This is a genomic window from Rhodococcus sp. Z6_132 (genome assembly GCF_058133635.1).
The window spans coordinates 188,850-210,983 of the sequence record NZ_JBYUNP010000002.1; the positions used below are offsets into that span (position 1 = coordinate 188,850).

The 22,134-nt window shown below is 72.9% G+C and carries 23 protein-coding genes and 1 riboswitch; of the genes, 9 read left to right on the forward strand and 14 right to left on the reverse strand.

Annotated features, from left to right (window positions below; genetic code table 11):
* The first annotated feature begins 5 nt into the window (after window positions 1–5).
* Window positions 6–530, forward strand: coding sequence for an MOSC domain-containing protein (locus AC3YO9_RS07500; RefSeq protein WP_489982730.1), 525 nt, complete (start codon window positions 6–8; stop codon window positions 528–530).
* Window positions 531–568: 38 nt separating this feature from the next.
* Complete coding sequence (locus AC3YO9_RS07505; RefSeq protein ID WP_489982731.1) at window positions 569–988, forward strand: DoxX family protein; 420 nt, start codon at window positions 569–571, stop codon at window positions 986–988.
* A gap of 52 nt (window positions 989–1,040) precedes the next feature.
* Here the strand turns inward: AC3YO9_RS07505 and AC3YO9_RS07510 are convergent, their stop codons facing one another.
* The gene (locus tag AC3YO9_RS07510) at window positions 1,041–1,730 is read right to left on the reverse strand and encodes an ANTAR domain-containing protein (protein WP_489982732.1); all 690 of its coding nucleotides are present in this window, start codon (window positions 1,728–1,730) and stop codon (window positions 1,041–1,043) included.
* 358 nt (window positions 1,731–2,088) lie between these two features.
* Here AC3YO9_RS07510 and AC3YO9_RS07515 point away from each other — a divergent pair, with 358 nt between their 5' ends.
* A complete protein-coding gene (locus tag AC3YO9_RS07515) occupies window positions 2,089–2,766 on the forward strand; it encodes a PaaI family thioesterase (RefSeq protein WP_489982733.1) in 678 nt (225 codons plus the stop codon).
* A 158-nt stretch (window positions 2,767–2,924) separates the two neighbouring features.
* On the opposite strand, the gene AC3YO9_RS07520 is transcribed toward AC3YO9_RS07515, so the two are convergent.
* The 7 genes from AC3YO9_RS07520 to AC3YO9_RS07550 form a co-directional block, all read right to left on the reverse strand.
* A complete protein-coding gene (locus tag AC3YO9_RS07520; protein ID WP_127783620.1) occupies window positions 2,925–3,605 on the reverse strand; it encodes a response regulator in 681 nt (226 codons plus the stop codon).
* On the reverse strand, window positions 3,602–6,118 hold the full coding sequence (locus AC3YO9_RS07525; protein ID WP_489982734.1) for a DUF4118 domain-containing protein: 2,517 nt from the start codon (window positions 6,116–6,118) through the stop codon (window positions 3,602–3,604). The genes AC3YO9_RS07520 and AC3YO9_RS07525 overlap by 4 nt, the downstream gene beginning before the upstream one ends.
* 55 nt (window positions 6,119–6,173) lie before the next feature.
* Complete coding sequence (locus tag AC3YO9_RS07530) at window positions 6,174–6,812, reverse strand: potassium-transporting ATPase subunit C (RefSeq protein ID WP_489982735.1); 639 nt, start codon at window positions 6,810–6,812, stop codon at window positions 6,174–6,176.
* A gap of 5 nt (window positions 6,813–6,817) precedes the next feature.
* Window positions 6,818–8,926, reverse strand: coding sequence for a potassium-transporting ATPase subunit KdpB (kdpB, locus tag AC3YO9_RS07535; protein ID WP_489982736.1), 2,109 nt, complete (start codon window positions 8,924–8,926; stop codon window positions 6,818–6,820).
* Window positions 8,923–10,608 (reverse strand): potassium-transporting ATPase subunit KdpA, encoded by a 1,686-nt coding sequence (gene kdpA / locus AC3YO9_RS07540; protein ID WP_489982737.1) that lies wholly within the window; start codon window positions 10,606–10,608, stop codon window positions 8,923–8,925. The genes kdpB and kdpA overlap by 4 nt, the downstream gene beginning before the upstream one ends.
* Complete coding sequence (kdpF, locus tag AC3YO9_RS07545) at window positions 10,608–10,706, reverse strand: K(+)-transporting ATPase subunit F (RefSeq protein WP_127783616.1); 99 nt, start codon at window positions 10,704–10,706, stop codon at window positions 10,608–10,610. Before kdpF ends, kdpA begins: the two co-directional genes overlap by 1 nt.
* A 246-nt stretch (window positions 10,707–10,952) precedes the next feature.
* On the reverse strand, window positions 10,953–11,498 hold the full coding sequence (locus tag AC3YO9_RS07550) for a TetR/AcrR family transcriptional regulator (RefSeq protein ID WP_489983437.1): 546 nt from the start codon (window positions 11,496–11,498) through the stop codon (window positions 10,953–10,955).
* A gap of 399 nt (window positions 11,499–11,897) precedes the next feature.
* Between AC3YO9_RS07550 and AC3YO9_RS07555 the strand changes: the two genes are divergently transcribed.
* The 5 genes from AC3YO9_RS07555 to AC3YO9_RS07575 are packed head-to-tail and all read left to right on the forward strand — an operon-like array spanning window position 11,898 to window position 16,196.
* Window positions 11,898–12,413 carry a DUF4242 domain-containing protein gene (locus AC3YO9_RS07555; protein WP_127783614.1) on the forward strand — a complete coding sequence of 172 codons (516 nt, stop codon included), beginning with the start codon at window positions 11,898–11,900 and terminating at the stop codon, window positions 12,411–12,413.
* Window positions 12,414–12,419: 6 nt separating this feature from the next.
* Entirely contained in the window at window positions 12,420–13,484 is a 1,065-nt protein-coding gene (locus tag AC3YO9_RS07560; RefSeq protein ID WP_489982738.1) for an acyl-CoA dehydrogenase family protein, read from the forward strand.
* Window positions 13,460–14,209: an ABC transporter ATP-binding protein gene (locus AC3YO9_RS07565; protein WP_489982739.1), complete on the forward strand. Its 750-nt coding sequence runs from the start codon at window positions 13,460–13,462 to the stop codon at window positions 14,207–14,209. The genes AC3YO9_RS07560 and AC3YO9_RS07565 overlap by 25 nt, the downstream gene beginning before the upstream one ends.
* Window positions 14,206–15,381, forward strand: a complete 1,176-nt coding sequence (locus AC3YO9_RS07570) for an ABC transporter substrate-binding protein (protein ID WP_489982740.1) — start codon at window positions 14,206–14,208, stop codon at window positions 15,379–15,381. The genes AC3YO9_RS07565 and AC3YO9_RS07570 overlap by 4 nt, the downstream gene beginning before the upstream one ends.
* Window positions 15,378–16,196 (forward strand): ABC transporter permease, encoded by an 819-nt coding sequence (locus AC3YO9_RS07575; RefSeq protein ID WP_489982741.1) that lies wholly within the window; start codon window positions 15,378–15,380, stop codon window positions 16,194–16,196. Before AC3YO9_RS07570 ends, AC3YO9_RS07575 begins: the two co-directional genes overlap by 4 nt.
* A gap of 19 nt (window positions 16,197–16,215) precedes the next feature.
* Here the strand turns inward: AC3YO9_RS07575 and AC3YO9_RS07580 are convergent, their stop codons facing one another.
* A complete protein-coding gene (locus AC3YO9_RS07580) occupies window positions 16,216–16,803 on the reverse strand; it encodes an isochorismatase family protein (RefSeq protein WP_489982742.1) in 588 nt (195 codons plus the stop codon).
* A gap of 147 nt (window positions 16,804–16,950) precedes the next feature.
* Between AC3YO9_RS07580 and AC3YO9_RS07585 the strand changes: the two genes are divergently transcribed.
* Window positions 16,951–17,850: a matrixin family metalloprotease gene (locus AC3YO9_RS07585; RefSeq protein ID WP_489982743.1), complete on the forward strand. Its 900-nt coding sequence runs from the start codon at window positions 16,951–16,953 to the stop codon at window positions 17,848–17,850.
* Window positions 17,851–17,911: 61 nt separating this feature from the next.
* On the opposite strand, the gene AC3YO9_RS07590 is transcribed toward AC3YO9_RS07585, so the two are convergent.
* From AC3YO9_RS07590 to AC3YO9_RS07610, 5 genes are all read right to left on the reverse strand, one after another.
* Complete coding sequence (locus AC3YO9_RS07590; RefSeq protein WP_489982744.1) at window positions 17,912–18,112, reverse strand: hypothetical protein; 201 nt, start codon at window positions 18,110–18,112, stop codon at window positions 17,912–17,914.
* Between the two features lie 126 nt (window positions 18,113–18,238).
* Complete coding sequence (locus AC3YO9_RS07595) at window positions 18,239–18,748, reverse strand: cupin domain-containing protein (RefSeq protein WP_489982745.1); 510 nt, start codon at window positions 18,746–18,748, stop codon at window positions 18,239–18,241.
* 60 nt (window positions 18,749–18,808) lie between these two features.
* Window positions 18,809–18,920, reverse strand: a riboswitch (SAM riboswitch).
* Between the two features lie 83 nt (window positions 18,921–19,003).
* On the reverse strand, window positions 19,004–19,783 hold the full coding sequence (locus AC3YO9_RS07600; RefSeq protein ID WP_489982746.1) for a GAF and ANTAR domain-containing protein: 780 nt from the start codon (window positions 19,781–19,783) through the stop codon (window positions 19,004–19,006).
* A 190-nt stretch (window positions 19,784–19,973) separates the two neighbouring features.
* Entirely contained in the window at window positions 19,974–20,900 is a 927-nt protein-coding gene (thpD, locus tag AC3YO9_RS07605; RefSeq protein ID WP_489982747.1) for an ectoine hydroxylase, read from the reverse strand.
* 113 nt (window positions 20,901–21,013) lie between these two features.
* Window positions 21,014–21,937 carry an NAD(P)/FAD-dependent oxidoreductase gene (locus tag AC3YO9_RS07610; RefSeq protein ID WP_489982748.1) on the reverse strand — a complete coding sequence of 308 codons (924 nt, stop codon included), beginning with the start codon at window positions 21,935–21,937 and terminating at the stop codon, window positions 21,014–21,016.
* Between the last annotated feature and the right edge of the window lie 197 nt (window positions 21,938–22,134).

Here is a 22,134-nt window from a genome sequence, read left to right on the forward strand (position 1 = left end):
AAGCGGTGAGCCGGGCAGCGAAGCACGCGTTCAGCAAGACCAACCAGGACGCGATCCGGCTGCTGGCCGGGCTCGGCGTGGACGGTGACGCCCACGCCGGCGCCACCGTGCAGCACCGCTGGGCGGCGTCGCGCACCCCGACCGCGCCCAACCTGCGCCAGGTGCACCTGCTGCAGGCCGAGCTGCACGACGAGCTCCGCGCCGAGGGCTTCGAGGTGGCTCCCGGGGCGCTGGGGGAGAACGTCACCACTCGCGGGGTGGACCTGCTGGCGCTGCCCACCGGCACCCGGCTGAGCCTGGGCGCGGAGTCGGTCGTCGAGCTCACCGGGCTGCGCAACCCCTGCGTGCTGATCGACCGGTTCCAGCCGGGGCTGCGCCGAGCGGTGTCTGACCGCGACCACCGTGGACGCATCGTGCGGCGCAAGGCCGGGGTGATGGCGGTGGTGCTCGTCGGCGGGCAGGTGCGCCCCGGCGACCCGGTGGTGGTGGAGCTGCCGGCGCCGCCGCACCGACCCCTGCGCCTGGTCTGAGGCGCCGGGTGCGGCGCATCCGTGGCTAGGGTGAGTCGATGACCGTGCTGAGCGCCGCGCCCACCTCCCGCCCCCGGTCGGCTGCCCGGATCGCGCTCGGTGCGGTGCTGGCCTTCGCCGGGGTGAGCCACCTGACCTTCGCCCGCGAGGACTTCCAGGCCCAGGTGCCCGGCTGGGTGCCCCTCGGGGAGGACCCGGTGGTGCTGCTGAGCGGGCTGGTGGAGATCGGGCTCGGCGGGGCGCTCATCGCGTTCGGCCGCGGGCGCATCGGGGTGGGCCTGCTGGTCGCCGCCTTCTTCGTCGCCGTGTTCCCGGGCAACATCGCCCAGTACCTCGACCACGCCGACGCCTTCGGCCTGGACACCGACCGCAAGCGCCTGGTGCGGCTGTTCTTCCAGCCGCTGCTGGTCGCCTGGGCGCTGTGGTCGACCGCGGCCTGGCGGGACCGCCCCCGGTAGCACCAGCGCCCCACCCCGTGCCGGGTGCCGGTGCGCGCCGGCCCCGGAAGGCTCAGACGATCTTGTTGCCGTTGTCGCGCAACATTTCCTGGGCCACCTCGACCACCCACCGGTTCTCCGCGTACGCGGTGCTGCGCAGCACGGCCAGGGCATCGGGCACGGAGATCCCCTGGCGCACTGCCAGCATGCCGGCGGCCTGGTGGACATCGTTGCGGTCGGTCATCCGCGCCAGGTGCATGCGCGCCGGGTTGCTGTCCGGGAAGGTGGGCGAGAGGACCGTGCCGAGCCCGGCCAGGCCCTCGTCGAGCACGGGCCCGGCAAGGGAGTCCGCGTGCTGCTGCGCGGTGGCCACCGACTCCTCGCTCAGCGGTCCCGGTGCACGGCGGTAGAGCTCGAGCACCCCGAACGCCGTGCCGTCGATCCGCAGGGCGAACGCGAAGGCGGCGCCCGCGCCGGCAATCGCCGCCTCCCGCGCGTATCCAGGCCAGCGTGCCATCGCCGCGGCGCCGACCATGTCGTTCTCGAACAGCGGCTTGGGCAGCGTGAACGCGGTCAGGCACGGTCCCTCGCCGAGGGTGAACTGCAGCTCGTCGAGCACGTAGGCGGTCTCGTCGGTGGCGTGCAGCAGGCGGCGAGTGTTCTGACCGGCCAGCATCACCACCGCGGCGCCGTCCACCGGGAGGTCGCGAAGGCACAGCGCGCACAGCTGGCTCGCGGCACCAGGCTCGGTCAGCTCGGACACAGACACCCCTTCAGCTCTGTTGTGACTGGAGGTGACAGTAGGACGGCTCCCGCGGCCCCGCAGTGCGAGGCGGGGTGCCGCTGATCACCCGCGCTCGTCGGGGTGGGCCACTGACCTGCGGAGCCAGAACCCGGTGAACCAGCGGAGGCTGGCGCCCGAGTACCGTTTTGCCGTCGGCCACTGACCTGCGGCAACCAACGCTGAGCAGGTCTGTGACCCCCGTTACCTGGTTGCAGCGACTGCCGCCTGACCGAGCCCTCCGGGATCTCCTGGGGGCTCTTGCCATGTCAGGGGGCGTCCGGTGGCGCAGGCCACAGCTCGACTCACCACCACGCTCGCTCGAAGGGACTCCCACCGCATGTCTGGCTACATCCAGGACGACGTCAGCGACGCCGAGATCGACCGCCAGGCCGCGCTCTACGGCGGGCTGGCGCAGAGCGTGCGAGAGCTGATCGACGCCGCGCTGCGCACCGAGACCGGCGAGGACGTGGTGCTCAAGGCCACCGACGAGATCCGGGAGCTCACCGGGCGGCTGCAGGAGAAGCAGATGCCGGGCTCCTTCGGCGTGCGCTGGTCGCCCAGCGGACGCAAGCGGGAGTGGGGCAACGCCGTGCGGGGCATTCGCAACGCCATCGCCCCACCAGTGGACATCCACGAGGGCCCCGACGGTCGGGTGTGGGCCGACTTCACTCTGGGCGCGGCCTACGAGGGTCCGGCCGGGCTCACCCACGGCGGCGTCTCGGCGCTGATCCTGGACAACATCCTGGGGGCTGCCGCCGAGGCCGGCGGGTCACCGGGCATGACCGGCACTCTGACCGTCCGCTACCGCCGGCCCACCCCGCTGAACGAGCCGCTGCACGCGGAGGGCGAGATCGACCGCGTCGAGGGCATCAAGTGCTTCGTGCGCGGCACCATCTCCGACGAGGGCGGAGTGTGCGTGGAGGCCGAGGGTGTCTTCATCTTGCCGCGCTGGGCACGGGCCGCGCTGGCGGCCGCAGCTGAGGAGAAGGCAGCCCAGGAGAGCCCGGCCGGCTAGTGCGCCGGCGGTGCTCGCTCAGCCACCGCCGACCGCCCAAGCGAGGCTCCCACCGGTAGTCGACGCCCGCCTCGGGCCGCAGTCGCGTGAACGCCTCCTGCTCGGCGGTGCCGTGCCCGACGGTGAGCAGCCTGGTCATGGACGGCCGTCCTCGGCGCTCAGACCACGAAGCGGTAGCCCATCCCGGCCTCGGTGAGCAGGTGCCGCGGGTGCGCCGGGTCGGGCTCGAGCTTGCGGCGCAGCTGGGCCAGGTACACCCGCAGGTAGTGGGTCTCGGTGGCGTAGGCCGGGCCCCACACGTCCAGCAGCAGCTCGCGCTGGCCGACGAGCTTGCCGGGGCTGCGGGCCAGCAGCTCCAGGATGGCCCACTCGGTGGGGGTCAGGCGCACCTTCTCCCCGTCCCGGGTGACGGTCTTGGTGGCCAGGTCCACGGTGAACGACGCCGTCACCACCACCGGGTCAGAGCTGACGGCGGTGGCGGTGGAGCGCCGCAGCGCCGCCCGCAGCCGGGCCAGCAGCTCGTCCATGCCGAAGGGCTTGGTCAGGTAGTCGTCGGCGCCGGCGTCCAGGGCCTCGACCTTGTCGGCGGAGTCGGTGCGGGCGGAGAGCACGATCACCGGGACGCTGGTCCAGCCGCGCAACCCGGCCAGCACCTCGGTGCCGTCCAGGTCGGGCAGACCCAGGTCCAGGATGACCACGTCAGGGCGGCGCTCGGCGGCTGCCCGCAGCGCCGCGGCGCCGGTGGCCGCGGTGACCACCTCGTAGCCGCGGACGCTGAGGTTGATCCGCAGGGCCCGCAGGATCTGCGGCTCGTCGTCGATCACCAGCACCGTGGTCATGCCGCCACCTCGGCACGAGCCAGGTCGACCACCATGGTGAGGCCGCCGCCAGGGGTCTCGCCCGCGGTCACCGTCCCGCCCATGGCCTCCACGAACCCGCGGACCACGGCCAGGCCCAGCCCCACCCCGGTGGTGTTGTCGTGGTCGCCGAGCCGCTGGAACGCCTCGAACACCGCGTCCTCGCTGCCGCGCGGCACCCCCGGGCCGGAGTCGGCCACCGTGATGACGGTGCGCTCGCCCACCTCGGCGGCCTGCACCCGCACCACCGAGCCAGCCGCGTGCCGCAGCGCGTTGTCCACCAGGTTGGCCAGCACCCGCTCGAGCAGGCCCTGGTCGGCCAGCACCGTCACCGGTCCCACCTCCACCACCACCTGCTCGGGCCCGGCGCAGCCCCGGCCGAGCGCCCCCTTGCGCAGGCCGAGCAGCGCCCGGTGCACGGCCTCCTCCAGGTAGACGGTGCGCAGCTGCGGGTGCAGCGCCCCGGCCGCCAGCCGCGAGGAGTCCAGCAGGTTGCCGACGAGGTCGGTGAGCTGGTCGGTGGACTCCTCCACGGTCGCCAGCAGCTCGGCGGTGTCTTCGGGGGAGAAGTCCACGTCGTCGCTGCGCAGGCTGGAGGCCGCTGCCTTGATCGCCGCCAGCGGCGTGCGCAGGTCGTGGCTGACCGCCGACAGCAGCGACCGGCGCAGCTGGTCGGCGGCGGCGAGGCCCCGGGCCGTGTCCGCCTCCGCCGACAGCCGCTCCTGGCGCAGCAGCGCCGCCGCCTGGTTGGCCACCGCGGTGAGCACCCGCCGGTCGTGCCCGGCCACGGCCGGCCCGGCCAGCACCAGGGCGTGCTGGTCCACCTCCACCACGCTGTCGGCGTCGGCCCGGCGCAGCGGCGGGCACTCGCCCACCGCGCACTGGGGCTCGTCGTCGGCGTCGAGGATGCTCACGCCGTGCTGCCCGAAGGTCTCGCGCACCCGCTCCAGCAGGGCGGGCAGGTCTGCGCCGCGCAGCACCGAGGCGGCGAAGGACGCGAGCAGCTCGGCCTCCTGCACGGCCCGGCGGGCCTGCCGGGTGCGGGCAGCGGCAGTGTCCACCAGGGCCGCCACGGCCACGGCCACCGTCAGCAGCACCAGGATGACGAGGAGGTTGGCGGGCTCGGAGATGGTGAAGCTGTGGGTGGGGGCGGTGAAGTAGTAGTTCAGCAGCAGCCCGGAGACCAGCGCGGACAGCGCCGCCGGGGCCACCCCGCCGAGCAGCGACACCGCCAGCACCACCACGAAGAACAGCGCGCTGGCCCCGCCGACGCCCAGGCGCTCCTGCACCCCGAGCATGGCCACGGTGGCCAGCGGCGGCAGCGCCACGGCCACCAGCCAGCTGAGCACCCGGCGGGGCCAGCCGGCCGTCACCGCCACGCGCGGGCGGTGGCGGGAGTGTTCGTGGGTGACCAGGTGGACGTCGATGGTGCCGGCGCCGCGGACCACCGCCGCCCCGATGCCCTCGTCCAGGATGCGGGCCCAGCGCGAGCGGCGGGAGGCGCCGATGACCAGCTGGGTGGCGTTCACCGACGCGGCCAGCTCGAGCAGGGTGGCCGGCACGTCGTCGCCGACCACGGTGTGCACCGTGGCCCCGAGATCGGCGGCCAGGCGGCGCACGTTGGTCATGGTCAGCGTCGCGTCGCCGGCCAGGCCGTCCCCGCGCACCACGTGGGCCACCACCAGCTGGGCGGCGGAGCGCGAGGCGATGCGGCTGGCCCGGCGCACCAGGGTCTCCGACTCCGCGTCGCCGGTCACCGCCACCACCACCCGCTCCCTGGCCTCCCAGGTGGCGGTGATGTGGTGGTCGGTGCGGTACCGGGCGAGGGCGGCGTCCACCTGGTCGGCCAGCCACAGCAGCGCCAGCTCGCGCAGCGCCGTGAGGTTGCCCGGGCGGAAGTAGCTGCTCAGCGCGGCGTCCACTCGCTCCGGTGGGTACACGTTCCCGTGGGAGAGCCTGCGACGCAGTGCCTCCGGCGTGATGTCCACCAGCTCCACCTGGGTGGCGGCGCGGACGAACACGTCCGGCACCGTCTCCCGCTGCACCACACCGGTGATCTGCTGCACCACGTCGTTCAGGCTCTCCAGGTGCTGCACGTTGAGCGTGGACAGCACGTCGATGCCCGCGGCCAGCAGCTGCTCCACGTCCTGCCAGCGCTTGGGGTTGACGCTGCCCGGGGCGTTGGTGTGCGCCAGCTCGTCCACCAGCGCCAGGCGGGGCCGCCGGGCGAGCACCGCCGCCACGTCCAGCTCCTCCAGAGTGACGCCGCGGTGGCTGACCTGGCGCAGCGGCACCACCTCCAGGCCGGCGAGCTGCTCGGCGGTGTGCACCCGGCCGTGGGTGTCCACCACCGCCACCACCACGTCGGTGCCGCGCTGGGCCCGCCGGTGGGCCTCGTCCAGCATCGCGTAGGTCTTGCCCGCCCCGGGGGCCGCGCCGAGGTAGATGCGCAGCGTCCCCCGTGCGGACCCGGCAGCCGGGTGCTCAGCGCTCACCGGCACATCATCCCTGTGACGGTGAAAAAGGTTGCTGGGCACCCGGCTGCGCCGCTCACCGGGTGGTGCAGCCGGGCGCGGTCAGCCCGAGCGCCACGTTCAGCGCCGGGACGTGCACGCCCTCCTCGCCGAGGAAGCCCAGCTGCCGCCCGGCGGTGTGCTCGGCGACCAGCCCGCGCACGGTCTCCGGGGACATGCCGTTCTCCCGCGCCACCCGCGCCACCTGCAGCTCGGCGTAGGCCGGGCTGATCTGCGGGTCGAGCCCGGACCCTGAGCCGGTGAGCGCATCTGCGGGCACCGTCTCCGGCGGCACGGACTCCCGGGCGGCGACGAGCGCGCGCCGCTGCTCGATGAACCCGGCCAGCGCCTGGCTGGACGGTCCCTGGTTGGTGGGCAGCCCGGCGGCGGGGCTGCCCGGGGCCATCGCGTCCTCGGCGCTGACGGAGCCGACCACCCGAGTGTGGAAGTACGGGTCGGGCTCACCGGCGGGCACCTGCGGGTCCACCCCGAGCAGGCTGCTGCCCACCACGCACCCGGCGGAGTCTCGCAGCGGCGACCCCTCGGCGCTCGCTGAGTCGAGGCGACTGACGGCCCAGACCCCGGCGGGGTAGGCGACGCCGAGGATGACGGTCAGCACCAGCAGCACGCTGGCGCCGGCCCACACCTGGCGCAGGTAGCTCATGGCAGTTCTCATCGATCTCACCCAATCCCGGGAATCATGCGAACAACGAGGTCGATCAGCCAGATGGCCACGAACGGGAGGATGACACCGCCCAGTCCGAAGCGGAGCAGGTTGCGGCCCAGCAACCGCGAGGCTGAGGCGGGCCGGTACTGCACGCCCTTGAGCGCCAGCGGGACGAGCCCGATGATGATCAGCGCGTTGAAGATCACCGCCGAGAGGATGGCGGTGTTCGGCGAGTGCAGGTGCATCACGTTGAGCCGGTCGAGCTGCGGGTAGATGCCCACGAACAGCGCGGGCAGGATGGCGAAGTACTTGGCCAGGTCGTTGGCCAGGGAGAAGGTCGTCAGTGCCCCGCGGGTGATCAGCAGCTGCTTGCCGATGGCCACCACCTCGATGAGCTTGGTGGGGTCGGAGTCGAGGTCGACCATGTTGCCGGCCTCCTTGGCTGCCGACGTGCCGGTGTTCATCGCCACCCCGACGTCGGCCTGGGCCAGCGCCGGTGCGTCGTTGGTGCCGTCGCCGGTCATCGCGACCAGCCGGCCACCCTCCTGCTCGCGGCGGATCAGCGCGAGCTTGTCCTCCGGGGTGGCCTCGGCCATGAAGTCGTCCACCCCTGCCTCGGCCGCGATGGCCTTGGCAGTGAGGGGGTTGTCACCGGTGATCATCACCGTGCGGATGCCCATGGACCGCAGCTCGGCGAACCGCTCGGCGATCCCCGGCTTGACCACGTCGGACAGTCGGATCGCGCCCAGCACCCGGGCGGTGCCGCCACTGGCCTCGGCGACCAGCAGCGGGGTGGCGCCCTCGTTGGCGATGGCGTTCACCTGGTCCAGCACGGGTTGTTCCACCCGGCCGCCCTCAGCGGTGACCCAGCCGGCGACCGAGTCGCTGGCACCCTTGCGGATCTGGCGGTCACCGCCGTCGTCGGTCAGGTTCACCCCGCTCATCCGGGTCTGCGCAGTGAACGGGACCAGCTCCGCGGCCCGCTCGGCGGCTTCGGGCTCGGCGGCCAGGCCGAAGTCCGCGGCGCACAGCTCGACGACGCTGCGCCCCTCCGGGGTCTCGTCGGCCAGGCTGGACAGCCGGGCCCCCGCCGCGAGCTCGTCAGCCGTCACGCCCGGTGCTGGGCAGAGCTCGGTGGCACGCCGGTTGCCGAAGGTGATGGTGCCGGTCTTGTCCATCAGCAGGGTGTCGATGTCGCCGGCGGCCTCCACCGCGCGGCCGGACATGGCCAGCACGTTGCGCTGCACCAGACGGTCCATGCCGGCGATGCCGATGGCCGAGAGCAGTGCCCCGATGGTGGTGGGGATGAGGCACACCAGCAGCGCGATCAGCTTGACCGGGTCCTGCGCCTGGCCGGCGTAGGCCGCCATCGGTCCGACCGCCACCACCGCGAGCAGGAAGATGATGGTGAGGGAGGCCAGCAGGATGTTCAGCGCCACCTCGTTGGGCGTCTTCTGGCGTGCCGCGCCCTCGACCAGGGAGATCATCCGGTCCACGAAGGTCTCGCCGGGCTCGGCCGTGATGGTGACGACGATGCGGTCGGACAGCACCGTCGTCCCACCGGTCACCGCGCACCGGTCGCCGCCGGACTCCCGGATCACCGGCGCCGACTCTCCGGTGATGGCGGACTCGTCGACGGTGGCGATGCCCTCCACCACGTCGCCGTCGCCGGGAATCACCTGTCCCGCCTCGACCACCACCCGGTCGCCCTTGCGCAGGTCGGACCCGGCGACGTCCTCCACCTCACCAGAGGAGGTGAGGCGGTGGGCGGTGGTGCTGGTGCGCAGCTGGCGCAGGCTGGCCGCCTGTGCCTTGCCCCGTCCCTCGGCCACCGACTCGGCGAGGTTGGCGAAGAGCACCGTGAACCACAGCCACAGCGCGGTCAGCCAGGCGAACAGGCTGGGACTGCCGATCGCCATGGCGGTGGTGACCACCGAGCCGACCAGCACGACGAACATGACGGGGTTGCGCGCCTGGTGGCGAGGGTCGAGCTTGCGCACCGCGTCGGGAAGTGACGTGAGCAGCTGCCGGGGGCTGAACGTCCCACTCCGCACCGGTGTGGCAGCGGTGGTGGAGGTGCGTTCCTTCGGGAGCACGGGCTCGTCGAGCGTGGGAGCGGTCATGACAGGGCCTCCGAGATGGGTCCCAGCGCCAGCGCCGGGAAGAAGGTGAGGGCCGCGACGAGCACGACGGTGCCCGTGAGCAGGCCGGTGAACACCAGCCCGCCGGTCGGCAGCGTGCCCGAGCTGGTGGGAGTCCTCGGCTGTCGGGCGAGGGAGCCCGCCAGGGCCAGCACGAAGATGATGGGCAGCAGTCGGCCGAGCAGCATGGCGATGCCGAGCGAGGACTGGAACCAGTCACTGGTGACGGTGAGCCCGCCGAAGGCGCTGCCGTTGTTGTTCGACGCCGAGGCGAACGCGTAGAGCACCTCGGTGAAGCCGTGGATGGCGCCGGGCGAGCCGGGATCACCGCTGTTGCCGAGGAACCCGGTGGTGGAGGACAGCACCACGGTGATGGCCGTGCCGATGAGCACCAGGGCCGGCATGACCAGCACTGACAGGGCCGCCATGGTGATCTCGCGACGGCGGATCTTCTTGCCCAGGTACTCCGGGGTGCGACCGACCAGCAGACCACCGACGAACACCGCGATGATGGCGAGCACGAGGAGCCCGTACAGCCCGGTGCCCACCCCGCCGGGAGCGATCTCGCCCAGCAGCATGTTCAGCAGGAGGGCCCCGCCACCCGCGGCGGAGAAGCTGTCGTGGGCGGCGTTCACTGCGCCGGTGGAGGTTCCGGTGGTGCTGACGCCGAACAACACCGAGCCGGGGATGCCGAAGCGCACCTCCTTGCCCTCCATCATGGCGCCGGCGGCCTGGGCGGCGACGCCGTGCAGGTGCTGCTCGGCCCAGGAGGTGACCGCGAGCAGCGCGCCCCAGAGCAGCGCCATCACGGCGAGCAGCGACAGGCCCTGGCGGCGGCTGCCGACCATGGTGCCGAAGGTCCGGGTGAGGCACACCGGAATGAGCAGGATCGCGAGGATCTCGACGGCGTTGCTCAGCGGGGTCGCGTTCTCGAACGGGTGCGCGGAGTTGGCCGCGAGGATGCCGCCGCCGTTGGTGCCCAGCTCCTTGATGGCCTCCTGCGAGGCCACCGGGGCCAGGGCGTTGGTGGACTGCGCGCCGTCCAGGCCGGTGGAGGCGAAGCCGGTGTGGAAGGACTGGATCACGCCCTGGCTGAGCAGCACCAGTGCGACCAGGAAGGACAGCGGCAGCAGGATCCGCAGGGCGCCCCGGGTGAGATCCACCCAGAAGCTGCCGATCTCGCCCCGTCCGGTGACCCGGACGAAACCGCGGATGAGGGCTACTGCCACGGAGAGCCCGACCGCGGCGGATAGGAAGTTCTGCACCGCCAGGCCGGCGGCCTGGGTGAGGTGGCTCATCGTGGTCTCAGGCACGTAGGACTGCCAGTTGGTGTTGGCCACGAAGGAGATCGAGGTGTTGAAGGCGACCGACGGGCTGACCCCGGACAGGCCGCCGTTGAGCGGCAGCACCCCTTGCACGCGCTGCAGCAGGTAGAGCAGCAGCACGCTGGCGGTGGTGAAGCCGAGCATGCTCAGCGCGTAGCCGACCCAGGTCTGCTCGGCGGACGGGTTGATGCGGCAGAGCCGGTAGACGCCGCGCTCCACCCGCAGGTCGCTGGTGCTGGTGAACACTCGGGCCATGTAGTCGCCCAGGGGCACGTAGACCGCGGCGAGCACCGCGAGCACCGCACCGAGCTGGAGGGTGGCGGCCAGGGCGGGGCTCATCAGAACCGCTCCGGGTCGAGCAGGGCCACCAACAGGTAGACGACGAGGAGGAGCGCGAGGACGATCAGCGCCACGCTCAGCGCGCCCGCGCCCGTCACCGGGAAGCCTTGGTCGTGGAGCTGGGGCTCTCCGAGTCGCGCAGGGCACGCAGCACCAGCACGCAACAGAGCAGTCCACCCAGGACCAGTGACAGGTAGGCCAGGTCGGCCATCAGAACACACCCCTTCCAGCGCGGAAACCTTCCGCCGGAAGACAGCGTGAGCCGGTGGGGGAGTGTGGAAGCCGGTCCTGACGAGCTCCTTACGCGGGCACCCGTCGTCTTGACGAGTTCTTGATGCCCGGCGCTATCGGTCCCGGTCCGTGGCAGCGGAGCCCGCCGCGATGACCAGCTCGGCCATCTGCCGGCCCAGGCGCAGCGGCTCCTCGGAGTGCTCCACCTTGGAGCCGGCCAGCGCACCGTCGTAGATCAGCTGGATGCGCTGCGCTGCGTCCTCGGGGTGGGCCAGACCGGCCTCGCGCAGCAGGGCGCTGACGGTGTCGCGGAACCACGTCCGGTGCGCCTGCACGGGCTCGAGCTCCTCGTCCGGAAACTCGGTGGCCGCGTTGACGTACTGGCAGCCGCGGTAGTTGCGCGCCGGAGCGGAGGCGATGGCCAGGTCGAAGAAGGTGAGCACCTTGGCCAGCGGGTCCTCGACGGTGGCGACGGCCTCGGTCCAGCGGGCGCGGTCGCGCTCGTCCAGCCGGCGCAGGTAGGCCAGCACCAGCGCGTCCTTGGAGCCGAACGCGGAGTACAGGCTGGCCTTGGCCACCCCCGCGCCGCTGAGGATCCGGTCGATGCCCACCGCGCGGATTCCCTCGGCCGCGAACAGCGCGGTCGCGGCGTCCAGCAGGCGATCGGCGGGGGATGCCTTGCCAGCCTTGGTGCTTCCGGGTCGCCGGCCCGCGCGGGCGGGGAGGGTGTCGTGAGGCGCAGGCACGACACCAGGTTACTGCCCCAGCGCGTCCCGTGGGGGGATTTCTAGACAGAACGATCTGTCTATTGCTACTGTTCTGCAGGTGACCCGCAGCTTCCTGATCCGCCGCCTGCACGTGGACCTCGTGCGTGTGGCGAACGCTGCCTGTCGTCGCACTCGCTGACCGCCCGCGCACCCGCTGAACCAGCGCTGCGCCCTCCTCGGTCTTGCCGGCCACCGTCGCCGGTTCTCCGGACACCGTCGTCCGAATCGCACTTCTTCATCCTGACGCGCGCTGCGCGCTGCGCGCTACCCGTCTCTCGAAAGGTGACCCCCATGTCGCTGTACCTCTACGAGCTCGTGACCACCGCCGGCCAGGCCGCCCAGGTCATCAAGGACGTCGACGCCCGCACGGCCGAGGCCGGTGGCGAGCTGATCGAGACCCAGGTGACCGCCGGCGGTGAGCGCGTCTTCGCGATCACCGAGTTCGAGTCCTGCCGCGCCCCGGAGCTGGCCGCCGACGCGCTGGGGGTCGCCAGCGTCGAGGGCCCCAGCGAGGTGCGGCTGGTGGGCGCCGAGCTGGCGCAGATCAAGGCCGCCCGTCCGGAGGCCGGCTACCTGGTGGAGTGGGACCTGCCCGCGGAGCTGGACATGGACTCCTACCTGGCGCGCAAGAAGGCCAACGCGCCCAAGTACGCCAACGTGCCCGAGGTCGCCTTCCTGCGCACCTACGTCCGCGAGGACATGGGCAAGTGCCTGTGCTTCTACGACGCCCCCGACGAGGCTGCGGTGTTCCGCGCCCGCGAGGCCGTCAGCACCCCGGTCGACCGCATCCACGCCCTCGAGGGATAGGTAGCCATGACTGCGGCCATCGCACCCACCGAGGAGCAGCGGCGGCGCGAGGTGTGCGCTCTGGTGCGCGACCGCGCCGACGCGCTCGACCGGGGTGAGACCGACGTTCGGGCCGACATCGCCGCCCTCGGCGAGCGGGGCCTGTTCCGGCTGGGCCTGGACGGGACGAGCCTGGACCGGATGGTCGCCGTCATCGAGGACGTCGCGGCGGAGAGCCTCGCCGCCGGGTTCTCGGTGTGGGCGCACCGGGTGACGCTGGAGTGCGTCAACCGGGCGCCCGAGCCGGTGCGCGCCGCGTTCCGGCCCGCGCTGGAGAACGGCACCGAGGTGGGTGTCACCGCCATGGCGGCCGGGCTCAAGCACGCGGCCGGCCTGGGCGAGACTCCGCTGATCGCCACCGAGGTGGCCGACGGGCTCGAGGTCTCCGGTCCGATCCGCTGGGCGTCCAACGTGTTCCGCTCGGCCCTGGTGGTGCTGCCCACCCGCACCGAGGACGGGCGCACCTTCGTCGCGCTGGTGCGCACCGACGACCCGGGCGTCACCGTGCACCCACCCCCGCAGCTGCTGGCGCTGGGGGCCACGGCCTCCACCTCGCTGACCCTGGAGCGGGTGCACGTGCCCGCCGCACAGGTGGTGAGCACCGACCTGGTCGGGTTCGTCGCCCGGTTGCGGCCCACCTTCCTGCTGCTGCAGACGGCCTTCTGCAGCGGCGTCACCGGGGCCGCGCTGGCGGAGTCCGAGCCGCTGCTCACCAAGCTGGGCAAGCTGCTGGAGGCTGAGCACCGGCAGGTGGCCGCCGAGCACGCGTCGGTGCGCGAGCGGCTGTACCGGTGGGCGGCGCAGACCACCCCCGACGGCCCGCCCCCCATGACCGGGCGCGAGCTGGTGCAGCTGCGCCTGGACGCCGCCGGTGCCGCGGTGACCGCCACCCGGCTGGAGTCCACCCTGCGGGGTGGGGCCGGCTACGCCACCGGCAGCGCCACCAACCGTCGCTTCCGCGAGGCGGCGTTCCTCCCCATCCAGTCACCCTCGGAAGGACAGCTGCGGTGGGAACTAGCGCAGTCCGACTAGTCAACGGCCACAAGAGCTACGCCGGGCGGGGTGACGCCGTCCTGCGCGGGGTCGACCTCTCCGTCGAGGCGGGGGAGACCCTGGTGGTGCTCGGCGTCAGCGGCAGCGGCAAGTCCACGCTGCTGCGGATCCTGGCCGGGCTGGACCAGCTGGACAGCGGCTCGCTGCAGTGGGAGCAGCCGCACACCCCGGGCCGTGGCGAGCCCCGCCCGCACACCGGCGTGGTGTTCCAGCAGCCGCTGCTGATGCCGTGGCTGACCGTGCGGGAGAACATCGCGCTGGGTGGGCGCTTCGCCCGCAACCGGGACCGCTTCGACCCCGCGCACGCCGAGGAGCTGCTCGAGCACTTCGGCCTGGCCGCGCTGGCCGGGTCCTACCCCGACCAGCTCTCCGGCGGGCAGGCCCAGCGGGTGGCGGTGATCCGCGCGGTGGCGATCCGGCCCCAGGTGCTGCTGCTGGACGAGCCGTTCAGCGCGCTGGACCCGGCGATCCGCGCCGACCTGCAGCAGTGGCTGCGGACGATGACCACCGAGCTGGGCCTGACCACCGTGCTGGTCACCCACGACATCGACGAGGCCGTGGTGGTGGGCGACCGCATCGCGCTGCTCGGCGCCTCCGGGGTGTTCGAGCAGGAGTGGTCGACCAGCACCGACCCGCAGCGGCTACGGGTGGAGATCATGGCCCGCTACCGCGACGCCACCGGTGTGCCCGTGGAGGCCCGGTGAGTGCTGGTGGTGGGCTGAGCCGGCGCACCCTGCTGCGCGGCGCCACCGGGCTGGCCGTCGCGGGTGGGCTGGCCGGGGTGGCCGACCTGGCCCGCGCCGCGGCCACCGACCGCAGCAACACCACCGGTCAGCTGCGCATCGGCTACCTGCCCATCACCGACGCCTCCCCGCTGCTCATCGCCCACGACGCCGGGCTCTACGACCCGGCGGTGGTGAGCCAGGCGAAGCCGGTGCTGTTCCGCAGCTGGGCGTCGCTGGCAGAGGCGTTCGTCAGCCGGCAGGTGGACGTGGTGCACCTGCTGATGCCGATGGCCGTGCAGCTGCGCTACTCGGTGGGCTCCAGCGCGCGCATCCTCGGCTGGAACCACACCAACGGCTCCGCGCTGACGGTGGCGCCGCACGTCACCGAGCTGGGCCAGCTGGCGGGGGAGCAGGTGGCCATCCCGTTCTGGTGGTCCATCCACAACATCGCCATCCAGCAGCTCTTTCGGGCCAACGGCCTGCGTCCGGTGATCCGCCAGTCCGCGTCCCGCTCCGCCGGCACCGTCGAGCTGATCGTGATGAGCCCGTCGGACATGGTGCCCGCGCTGGCCGCCGGCTCCATCGCGGCCTTCACCGTGGCCGACCCGTTCAACGCCGCGGCCGAGGCCAGGAAGATCGGGCGCATCCACCGCTTCGTCGGCGACGTCTGGCGCGACCACGCCTGCTGCGCGCTGCTGGTGCACGCCGACCTCATCGACCGTGCCCCCGCCGGGGTGCAGACGCTCACCGACTCCGTGCTCGCCGCCCAGCTGCGCATCGACGGCGGGCGCCAGGCCACCGCCGGGGAGCTCTCCGCCGGCAAGTACCTGCCGCAGCCGCTGCCGGCGATCACCAAGGCGCTGACCTACCCGGCCGACAAGTACGACCTGCGCCACCCCGCCTGGCAGCCGCAGCGGCTGGGTTTCCAGCCGTTCCCGTTCCCCAGCTTCACGCAGGCGCTGGTGGAGGCCATGCACGACACCGTGGTGGACGGCGACACCGGCTTCCTCGACCGGGTGGACGCCGCGGCGGTGCACGGCGAGCTGGTGGACGACCGCTTCGTGCGGCAGAGCATCACCCGGCACGGCGGTCCCGCCGCGTTCGGCCTGCCCGAGACCCTCACCCGTACCGAGGAAGTGGATCCCACGTGAGCACCAAGCAGCCTGCCCGTCCGAGGTGGAGCGCGTGCTGGCCGCCCGCGGCCGCGATCGCCGTGGCCGTGGCCGTGTGGTGGCTGCTCACCACGGTGGTCGCCGGCAGCACGTCACTGGTGCGCGAGTTCGCCCCGCAGCACGTCGTGCCGGCGCTGGTGGAGCTGTTCGACCGCGGGGTGCTGCTGCCCGACGTCGGGGTCAGCGTGTGGCGGCTGCTCGTCGGCCTGCTCGTCGCCACGGTGATCGGCATCCCGCTGGGCCTGCTGATCGGGCTCAACGTCCGCTTCGAGCGCGCCTCGATGCCGGTGGTGCAGTTCCTCCGGATGATCTCGCCGCTGTCCTGGGCGCCCATCGCGGTGGCCCTGTTCGGCATCGGCCACCAGCCGGTGTTCTTCCTCATCGCCGCCGCTGCGGTGTGGCCGATCGTCATCAACACCGCCGCAGGCGTGCGCGCCGTGGACCCCGGGCACCTGCTGGTGGCCCGCTCGCTGGGCGCCACCCGGTGGGAGCAGCTCACCGCCGTGGTGCTGCCGGCGATCCGCGACCACGTCCGCACCGGGCTGCGGGTGGGCCTGGGCATCGCCTGGATCGTGCTGGTGCCGGCGGAGATGCTGGGGGTGCGCTCCGGGCTGGGCTACCAGATCCTCAACGCCCGCGACCAGCTCGCCTACGACCAGGTGATGGCCGTGATCGTGGTGATCGGCGTGCTCGGCTTCGTGCTCGACTGGGCGGCCCGGCGGTTGCTGGACACCAGCCGCCGCAGCAGCACCACCACGGCCGCCGCGCAGCAGGGCGTGCTCACCGGGGCCTGACCCTGGGCCGGTGCTGCCGTCAGCCGGCGAACGCCGCGGCGCTGGTGGTGAGCGCGGCCCCGGCAGCCTGCATCTCGGTGCGCGCGGCCGCCCCCAGCTCGGCGGTCACCGGCACCGTCAGGTCGCGCAGCAGCCGGACGCCGAAGCCGTGGCGCAGCGCGTCCAGCACGGTGGCCCGCACGCAGTGGCTCTCGGCGATGCCCAGCACGTCCAGGTCGGTGACGCCGGCCTCGCGCAGCACCTGCAGCGCCGGACGGCCGTCCGGGTCGGCGCCGTCGAAGAGGGAGTACGCCGCCTCGTGCGCACCCTTGCGGACCCGCACGTCGATAGCGGTGTCGGCCAGCGCGGGGTGCAGCTCGGCGTTGGCGGTGCCGGCCAGGCCGTGCGGGGGCCAGGTGTCGACGAAGTCGGGCTCGGCGGAGAAGTGGTGGCCGGGATCGACGTGGTAGTCCTGGCTGGACACCACCAGGTGGTAGCGGTCGCCGTGCTCGGCGAGGAACTTCGCGCTGCGGACGCAGACGCCGTTGCCGCCGTCCACCGCCAGCTCACCGCCCTCGCAGAACGTCGGCTGAGCGTCCACGACGAGGCAGGCCCGGACGGTGCTCATCGGTCGTCTCCTCGTGCTCAGGGCCAGTGCCGCCCACCCTAGTTCGCCCGGGCCGCGGTCTCGGCTCAGCACCGTCGCTCGGTGGCCGATGGGGGAGGTGGCGGTGCGCCCGGAGCAGGGCGGCCGAGACAGCTACGGAGACCCCACATGACGCTGACCGTTCCTCGCCTCCGCGGGCTCGCGCTGGCCGGTGCCACCACGGCGCTGCTGATGGCCTCCGGTGCCACGGTGGCCTCGTCGGCACCCGCGCCCGTGGCGCCGGACCCGGCGCCGGTCACCACCACCGGGGCCGCCTCGGTCAGCTACGACGGCTACGCGCTGCACCACAACCCGGACGGGACGGTGATCCGCTGGAACCCCTGCGAGCCCATCCCGTACCAGGTCAACCCGCGCAACGGCGGTCCCACGGCCGAGGCTGACGTGGCGGCGGCCGTGGACATCGTCCGCCGGGAGTCCGGGCTGAACCTGGTGTACACCGGCACCACCGACGTGGTTCCGCAGCGCGGCCACGGCTTCGACGGCACGCCGGCCAACCCCAGGACGCCGCTGGTGATCGCCTGGGCCGCGCCGGGGACGGGTCCGGACACGTCCAGCCTGCTCAACGGCATGGGCGGCGCCGCGGGCGTCGGCGGCGTCACCACCTGGTCGTACACCCCGCCGGGTGCCGCGCAGGCGACCCCGTGGCAGGTGGTGTCCGGGTTCGTGGTGCTCGACAGCCGCACGTACCCGCAGCTGGCGCCCGGGTTCGGGCCGGCCGCGTCGTCCACCCGGGGCCGGCTGGTGCTGCACGAGCTGGGCCACGCCATCGGTCTGGACCACACCAGCACGCCGGGCCAGGTGATGAACCCGACCGTCAGCGGTGCCGCCACCCCAGGGTTCGCCGCGGGCGACCGCAAGGGCCTGGAGCGGGTGGGCCGGGCCGCGGGCGGACTGGACGGCGCGCCGTGCGCGGGCGAGCCGGCACCGCCGGTGGCCCCCGCGCCGTCGAACCCGTGGCTGGACTTCTGGAGCTGGCTGGTGGCGCTGTTCCTCAGCTTCTTCCGCTGACCGGGTGCTGCTGACCGGGTGTTGCTGCTGGCGGGGGCTGAGCAGCAGCACCTGGTAGCGGTTAGCGACGACGGTCGGCGGCGCGCTTGGTGGTACTTGCAGACGGCCCATCCACGGCGCGGAGGGCCTTGACGGTGCGGCGCACGCGGCGCGGGGTGCTGGCCCGGCGCTGCAACCCGGCCGAGGCCGAGGTGCGCCAGCCGCTGCAGTACTGCATCGTCGCGGTCATCCAGGGACCGCCGCGTCCTGACGAGGTGCTCATCGCCGGTCCTCCTCACCACCCCGAGCGGGGTGTGTGCCCAAGAATGCCCTGTTCAGGGCGGTTCAGAGGGCCTTGATCGCCGGGATGTGACCGGTTGCACCCCCGGGCGCGGCCCACCGGCAGGTCTCAGGCGTCAACCTCCGGCTCGTCGGTGAGCACCGTGCGGTCGGCGACGGGCAGCCCGTCCTCCAGCCGGTAGAACGTCATCTCGGTGAGCCGGGGGGAGTAGGCGTGGATGCTCACCGCCGGCTCGTCCCGCTCGGTGCGCACGTCGTGGATCACGCCGGTGGTGACGGTGCGCAGCCCGCCCACCCCCAGCCGGTCGGCGTGCAGCCCACCGCGGCCGTCCGGGCGCACCTCGGTGATCGTGCCCTGCACCACGGTCAGCGCGGCGCTGGCCAGCCCGTGGCTGTGCAGGTCGGTGCTCTGCGTCCTGGTCCAGGTGAGCAGCCAGACGTCCACCCCGGCCGGTGACTCCAGCCGGGACCAGCAGCGCTCCCGGGTGGAGAAGCGCACCTGGTCGCGCCACAGGTGTGGCTGGGCGGCGATGCCCCGCACCAGGGTGGCCAGGCGCAGCGTGGTGGGGGTCTCGGTCGCCGCCGCAGCGGCGGGGCGGGACAGCAGGGTGGTGGTCACGGCGTTCTCGTTCCGCTCAGGGACCCCAGAGATCCCGAGAGAGAGCGTGCGTCACTCGGGGGTCCGCGCTTGCTCCGACACCTCGCCGGAGCCTGGTCCTCACCCGGGGCACCCCACCGCGGAGGAGGGTTGCCGGCCAGCGAGCCGGGGCTTGACGCTGGCGCTCATGACCTGGCACCAATAGTCGACCGGACTGGTCAACTTTGTCAAGCGGTTTCCGCCGGGCGCGCAGCGCAGACGTCCAGGCAGCTCGGACTAGGACGACTGGTAGGCCTGGGCGACGAGCGCGGTCGCCACGTCGCGGAGCTTGCGGTTGGCGTCCTGGGAGACCTTGGACAGCAGCCGGAAGGCCTCGTCGGGGCTGCACCGGCGCTCGCCCATGATGATGCCCTTGGCCTGCTCGATCACCGCGCGGGACTGCATGGCCTCCTGCATCTGCTCGGCCAGGGTCGTGGTGGCCGTGTAGAGGCTGGCGTTGCGCACGGTCACCGCGGCGTAGCCGGCGAAGTGCTCGGCCAGCTCGCGGCTGTGCTCGTCGAAGGCGTCGACCCCCCGGGCGTAGATGTTCAGCGCGCCCACCGTGGTGTCCTGCACGGGCAGCGGTACCGACAGCGAGCTCAGCCCGCCGTTGCGCGCGGCGAAGGGGGTGTACTCAGGCCACCGCTGCTCTGCCTGCATGTCCGGGATGTGCAGCGTCTCTCCGGTGGTGGCCGCCTGTAGGCACGGACCCTGCCCCGTGGAGTACTGCCGCTCGTCCAGCGTGCACGCGAGCTCGCCCGTCGCGGCCGGTGTGGTGGGGTCCGACCCGTCCACCATGGTCACCGACACCTCGTCGGCGCCGGGAATCTCCTGCCGGGCCAGCTGGACCACCTGGGCGAACACCTCGTCGAGCGGCTTCTCGCCCACCACGATCCGGGTGAGCTCGTGGATCGCGGCGATGAGCTCGCGCGCGGGGCCCGGGCTGGGCACCTCCACAGCGCCAGCCTGGCTCACGCTCGGTGCTGGACGCCCAGCGGCGCTGGGGGTGTCACTCATGGTTGTGCTCCCGTTTGCGGCCGCACAGGCGGCCATCCACGAGGATGCAGTGGGCGCGCGGCCCACGGAACACCCTCAGCGACAAGGGTGGCCCGACGGCTGGACCGCGTCGGGCCCGCACGGGCCAGACAGGTGAAACTTTAAGCGATGGTGCCCGCGCTGGTCGACGAGGGTGCGGCTGGGGACCGACTCACCCCCGCGCGGCGATGTGCTCCGGCCGTGGGGCCGGCGCGGCGAACGGCTCCACCAGGCGGTTCTGCACGCTGTTGAACACGACGAACAGGTTGGACCGCGGGTACGGGGTGATGTTGTTCGCCGAGCCGTGCATGCAGTTGGAGTCGAACATCGTGGCCGAGCCCGCAGCACCGGTGAGCAGGCTGATGCCGCCGGCCGCGGTGAGGGTGGCGAGGCTGGCGTCGTCGGGGGTGCCGACCTGGCGGCCCTGCTCGCGCAGCGAGGTGGTGAAGTGCTCCTCGGGTGTCTCGCCCACGCAGGGCACGAACGTTCGGTGCGATCCCGGGATGATCATCAGGCAGCCGTTGTGCGGGAAGTTCTCCGTCAGCGCGATGGAGATGCTGGTGGCCCGTGGGGCGGGCATGCCGTCCTCGGCGTGCCAGGTCTCGAAGTCGGAGTGCCAGTAGAAGCCACCACCGCCGAAGCCGGGCTTGTAGTTGATGCGGCTCTGGTGGACGTACACGTCGGAGCCCAGCACCTGGCGCGCCCGACCGATCACGCGCTCGTCGGCGACCAGCGCCGCCACCGCCTGGCTCGTCCGGTGCACCTCGAACACCGAGCGCACCTCCTGGGAGGACTTCTCGATGACGGTGCGGCGGTCCTCCCGCACGGCGGGGTCGGTCGCGAACCGGACGAGCTCGTCCGCGAGGTCGGCCACCTCCTGCGGGCCGAGCAGCGCCGGGACCGCGCTGAAGCCGGTGCGGTCGTAGTCAGCCAGCTCGTCGGCGGAGAACGGGCCGGGGGCGGAGAGCCCGCCCCACACCGCGGGATCGGTCCGGACCAGCAGCTCCGGGCGCGCCGCGGTGCGGGTGGGGTAGTGGTCGAGCACGGGTTCCGAGCCAGCGGTGATGGCTGTCGACGGCGGGGAGAGGCGATCGGTCACGGCATCCTCCTTCGGCGCACGAGCCACCGCGTCCGCGGTGCGGGCATGGCCCGATCGTGCCCGTCTGCCCCACTGCCGCAAGTCGAGGTGAGCGCGGCTGGGTGGGCGCTGGCTCAGCTGCCCGGGCCGAGGCTCTGGTGCAGGTTGTTGGCGGCGACCGCACCCATCGCGGCGGCCACCACCACCAGCTCCTCCAGCGGTGCCAGGTCGCCGGCGGCGTAGACGCCCGTGGTGGTGGTCTCCTGCCGCCGGTCGACGACGAGGCCCTCCGCGCCCACCTCGCAGCCCAGCTGCTTGGCCAGCTCGGAGAGCGGCTCGTGGCCCAGGGAGTAGAACACCGCCGCCGCCTCCAGCACGGTGCCGTCGGCCAGCTCCACTGCCTCCAGCTGCCCGTCGGCCCCGTGCAGGCGGTGGATCGCCTGCTCGTGCACCTCGATGCCGCGGGGCGCCAGCGCGGCGAGGTCCTCGGCGGAGCCGGCCAAGGTGGAGCCGTGGGTGACGATGGTGAGCGGGTCGGCGTAGGGCACGAGCTCCTGGGCGTACCCGGCGACGTGCTCCCCGTTGCCCACCACCACGATCGGCTTGCCGGTGTACTCGTAGCCGTCGCAGGCGGGGCAGTGCCAGATGCTCCTGCCCTCGTAGTCGGCGAAGCCGGGCAGGTCCGGCTGCACGTCGCGGATGCCGGTGGCCAGAACCACTCGGTCAGCGGTGACCGCCAGCTCACCGGCGGTGATGCAGAACTGGTCGCCGTCCTGGGCGGCGGTGTCCACCCACGCGGTGCGCCGGGTGACGCTGGGGTACTGGTCCACCTCCGCCTCGAGCTTGTCCAGCAGCTCCCCGGGGTTGGCACCGTCGAAGCCGGGGTAGCCGTGCGCGACCTGCGCCGGCGCGTTGCGGGACGGTCCGGCCGAGAGGACCAGCGTCCGTCGGTGGAACCGGCCTAGCCACAGCGCGGCAGTGAGCCCGGCGAAGCCGCCTCCCACCACCACGGCCTCGTAGTGGGTCTCCTCACCGGTCTTCTGCTGTGGGGGGGTCATGGCGCCCAGGATGCACCGCCCGAGCGGCCGCGGCTCGCTGGAGGGGCCCAGCAGCGCGGTGCTGCGACGAAGGCCACTGCGCCGAGCAGCGCGGGCCCAGCCGTCCCACCCTGGAACCACGGCGAGCGAGGCGAGTCCGTGCTGCGGTTCTGCTACGTCTTCGCGGTCGACTCCTTCACCGACATCGACTACGAGTT

Bases quoted from the DNA above. Each gene is read 5' to 3' on its own strand.
- AC3YO9_RS07515 (WP_489982733.1), top strand. From the start codon at position 2,089: ATGTCTGGCTACATCCAGGACGACGTCAGCGACGCCGAGATCGACCGC.
- AC3YO9_RS07600 (WP_489982746.1), bottom strand. From the start codon at position 19,783: ATGAGTGACACCCCCAGCGCCGCTGGGCGTCCAGCACCGAGCGTGAGC.
- AC3YO9_RS07580 (WP_489982742.1), bottom strand. From the start codon at position 16,803: ATGAGCACCGTCCGGGCCTGCCTCGTCGTGGACGCTCAGCCGACGTTC.
- AC3YO9_RS07560 (WP_489982738.1), top strand. From the start codon at position 12,420: ATGACTGCGGCCATCGCACCCACCGAGGAGCAGCGGCGGCGCGAGGTG.
- AC3YO9_RS07610 (WP_489982748.1), bottom strand. From the start codon at position 21,937: ATGACCCCCCCACAGCAGAAGACCGGTGAGGAGACCCACTACGAGGCC.
- AC3YO9_RS07520 (WP_127783620.1), bottom strand. From the start codon at position 3,605: ATGACCACGGTGCTGGTGATCGACGACGAGCCGCAGATCCTGCGGGCC.
- kdpB (WP_489982736.1), bottom strand. From the start codon at position 8,926: ATGACCGCTCCCACGCTCGACGAGCCCGTGCTCCCGAAGGAACGCACC.
- kdpA (WP_489982737.1), bottom strand. From the start codon at position 10,608: ATGAGCCCCGCCCTGGCCGCCACCCTCCAGCTCGGTGCGGTGCTCGCG.
- AC3YO9_RS07585 (WP_489982743.1), top strand. From the start codon at position 16,951: ATGACGCTGACCGTTCCTCGCCTCCGCGGGCTCGCGCTGGCCGGTGCC.
- AC3YO9_RS07505 (WP_489982731.1), top strand. From the start codon at position 569: ATGACCGTGCTGAGCGCCGCGCCCACCTCCCGCCCCCGGTCGGCTGCC.
- AC3YO9_RS07555 (WP_127783614.1), top strand. From the start codon at position 11,898: ATGTCGCTGTACCTCTACGAGCTCGTGACCACCGCCGGCCAGGCCGCC.
- AC3YO9_RS07590 (WP_489982744.1), bottom strand. From the start codon at position 18,112: ATGAGCACCTCGTCAGGACGCGGCGGTCCCTGGATGACCGCGACGATG.
- AC3YO9_RS07530 (WP_489982735.1), bottom strand. From the start codon at position 6,812: ATGAGAACTGCCATGAGCTACCTGCGCCAGGTGTGGGCCGGCGCCAGC.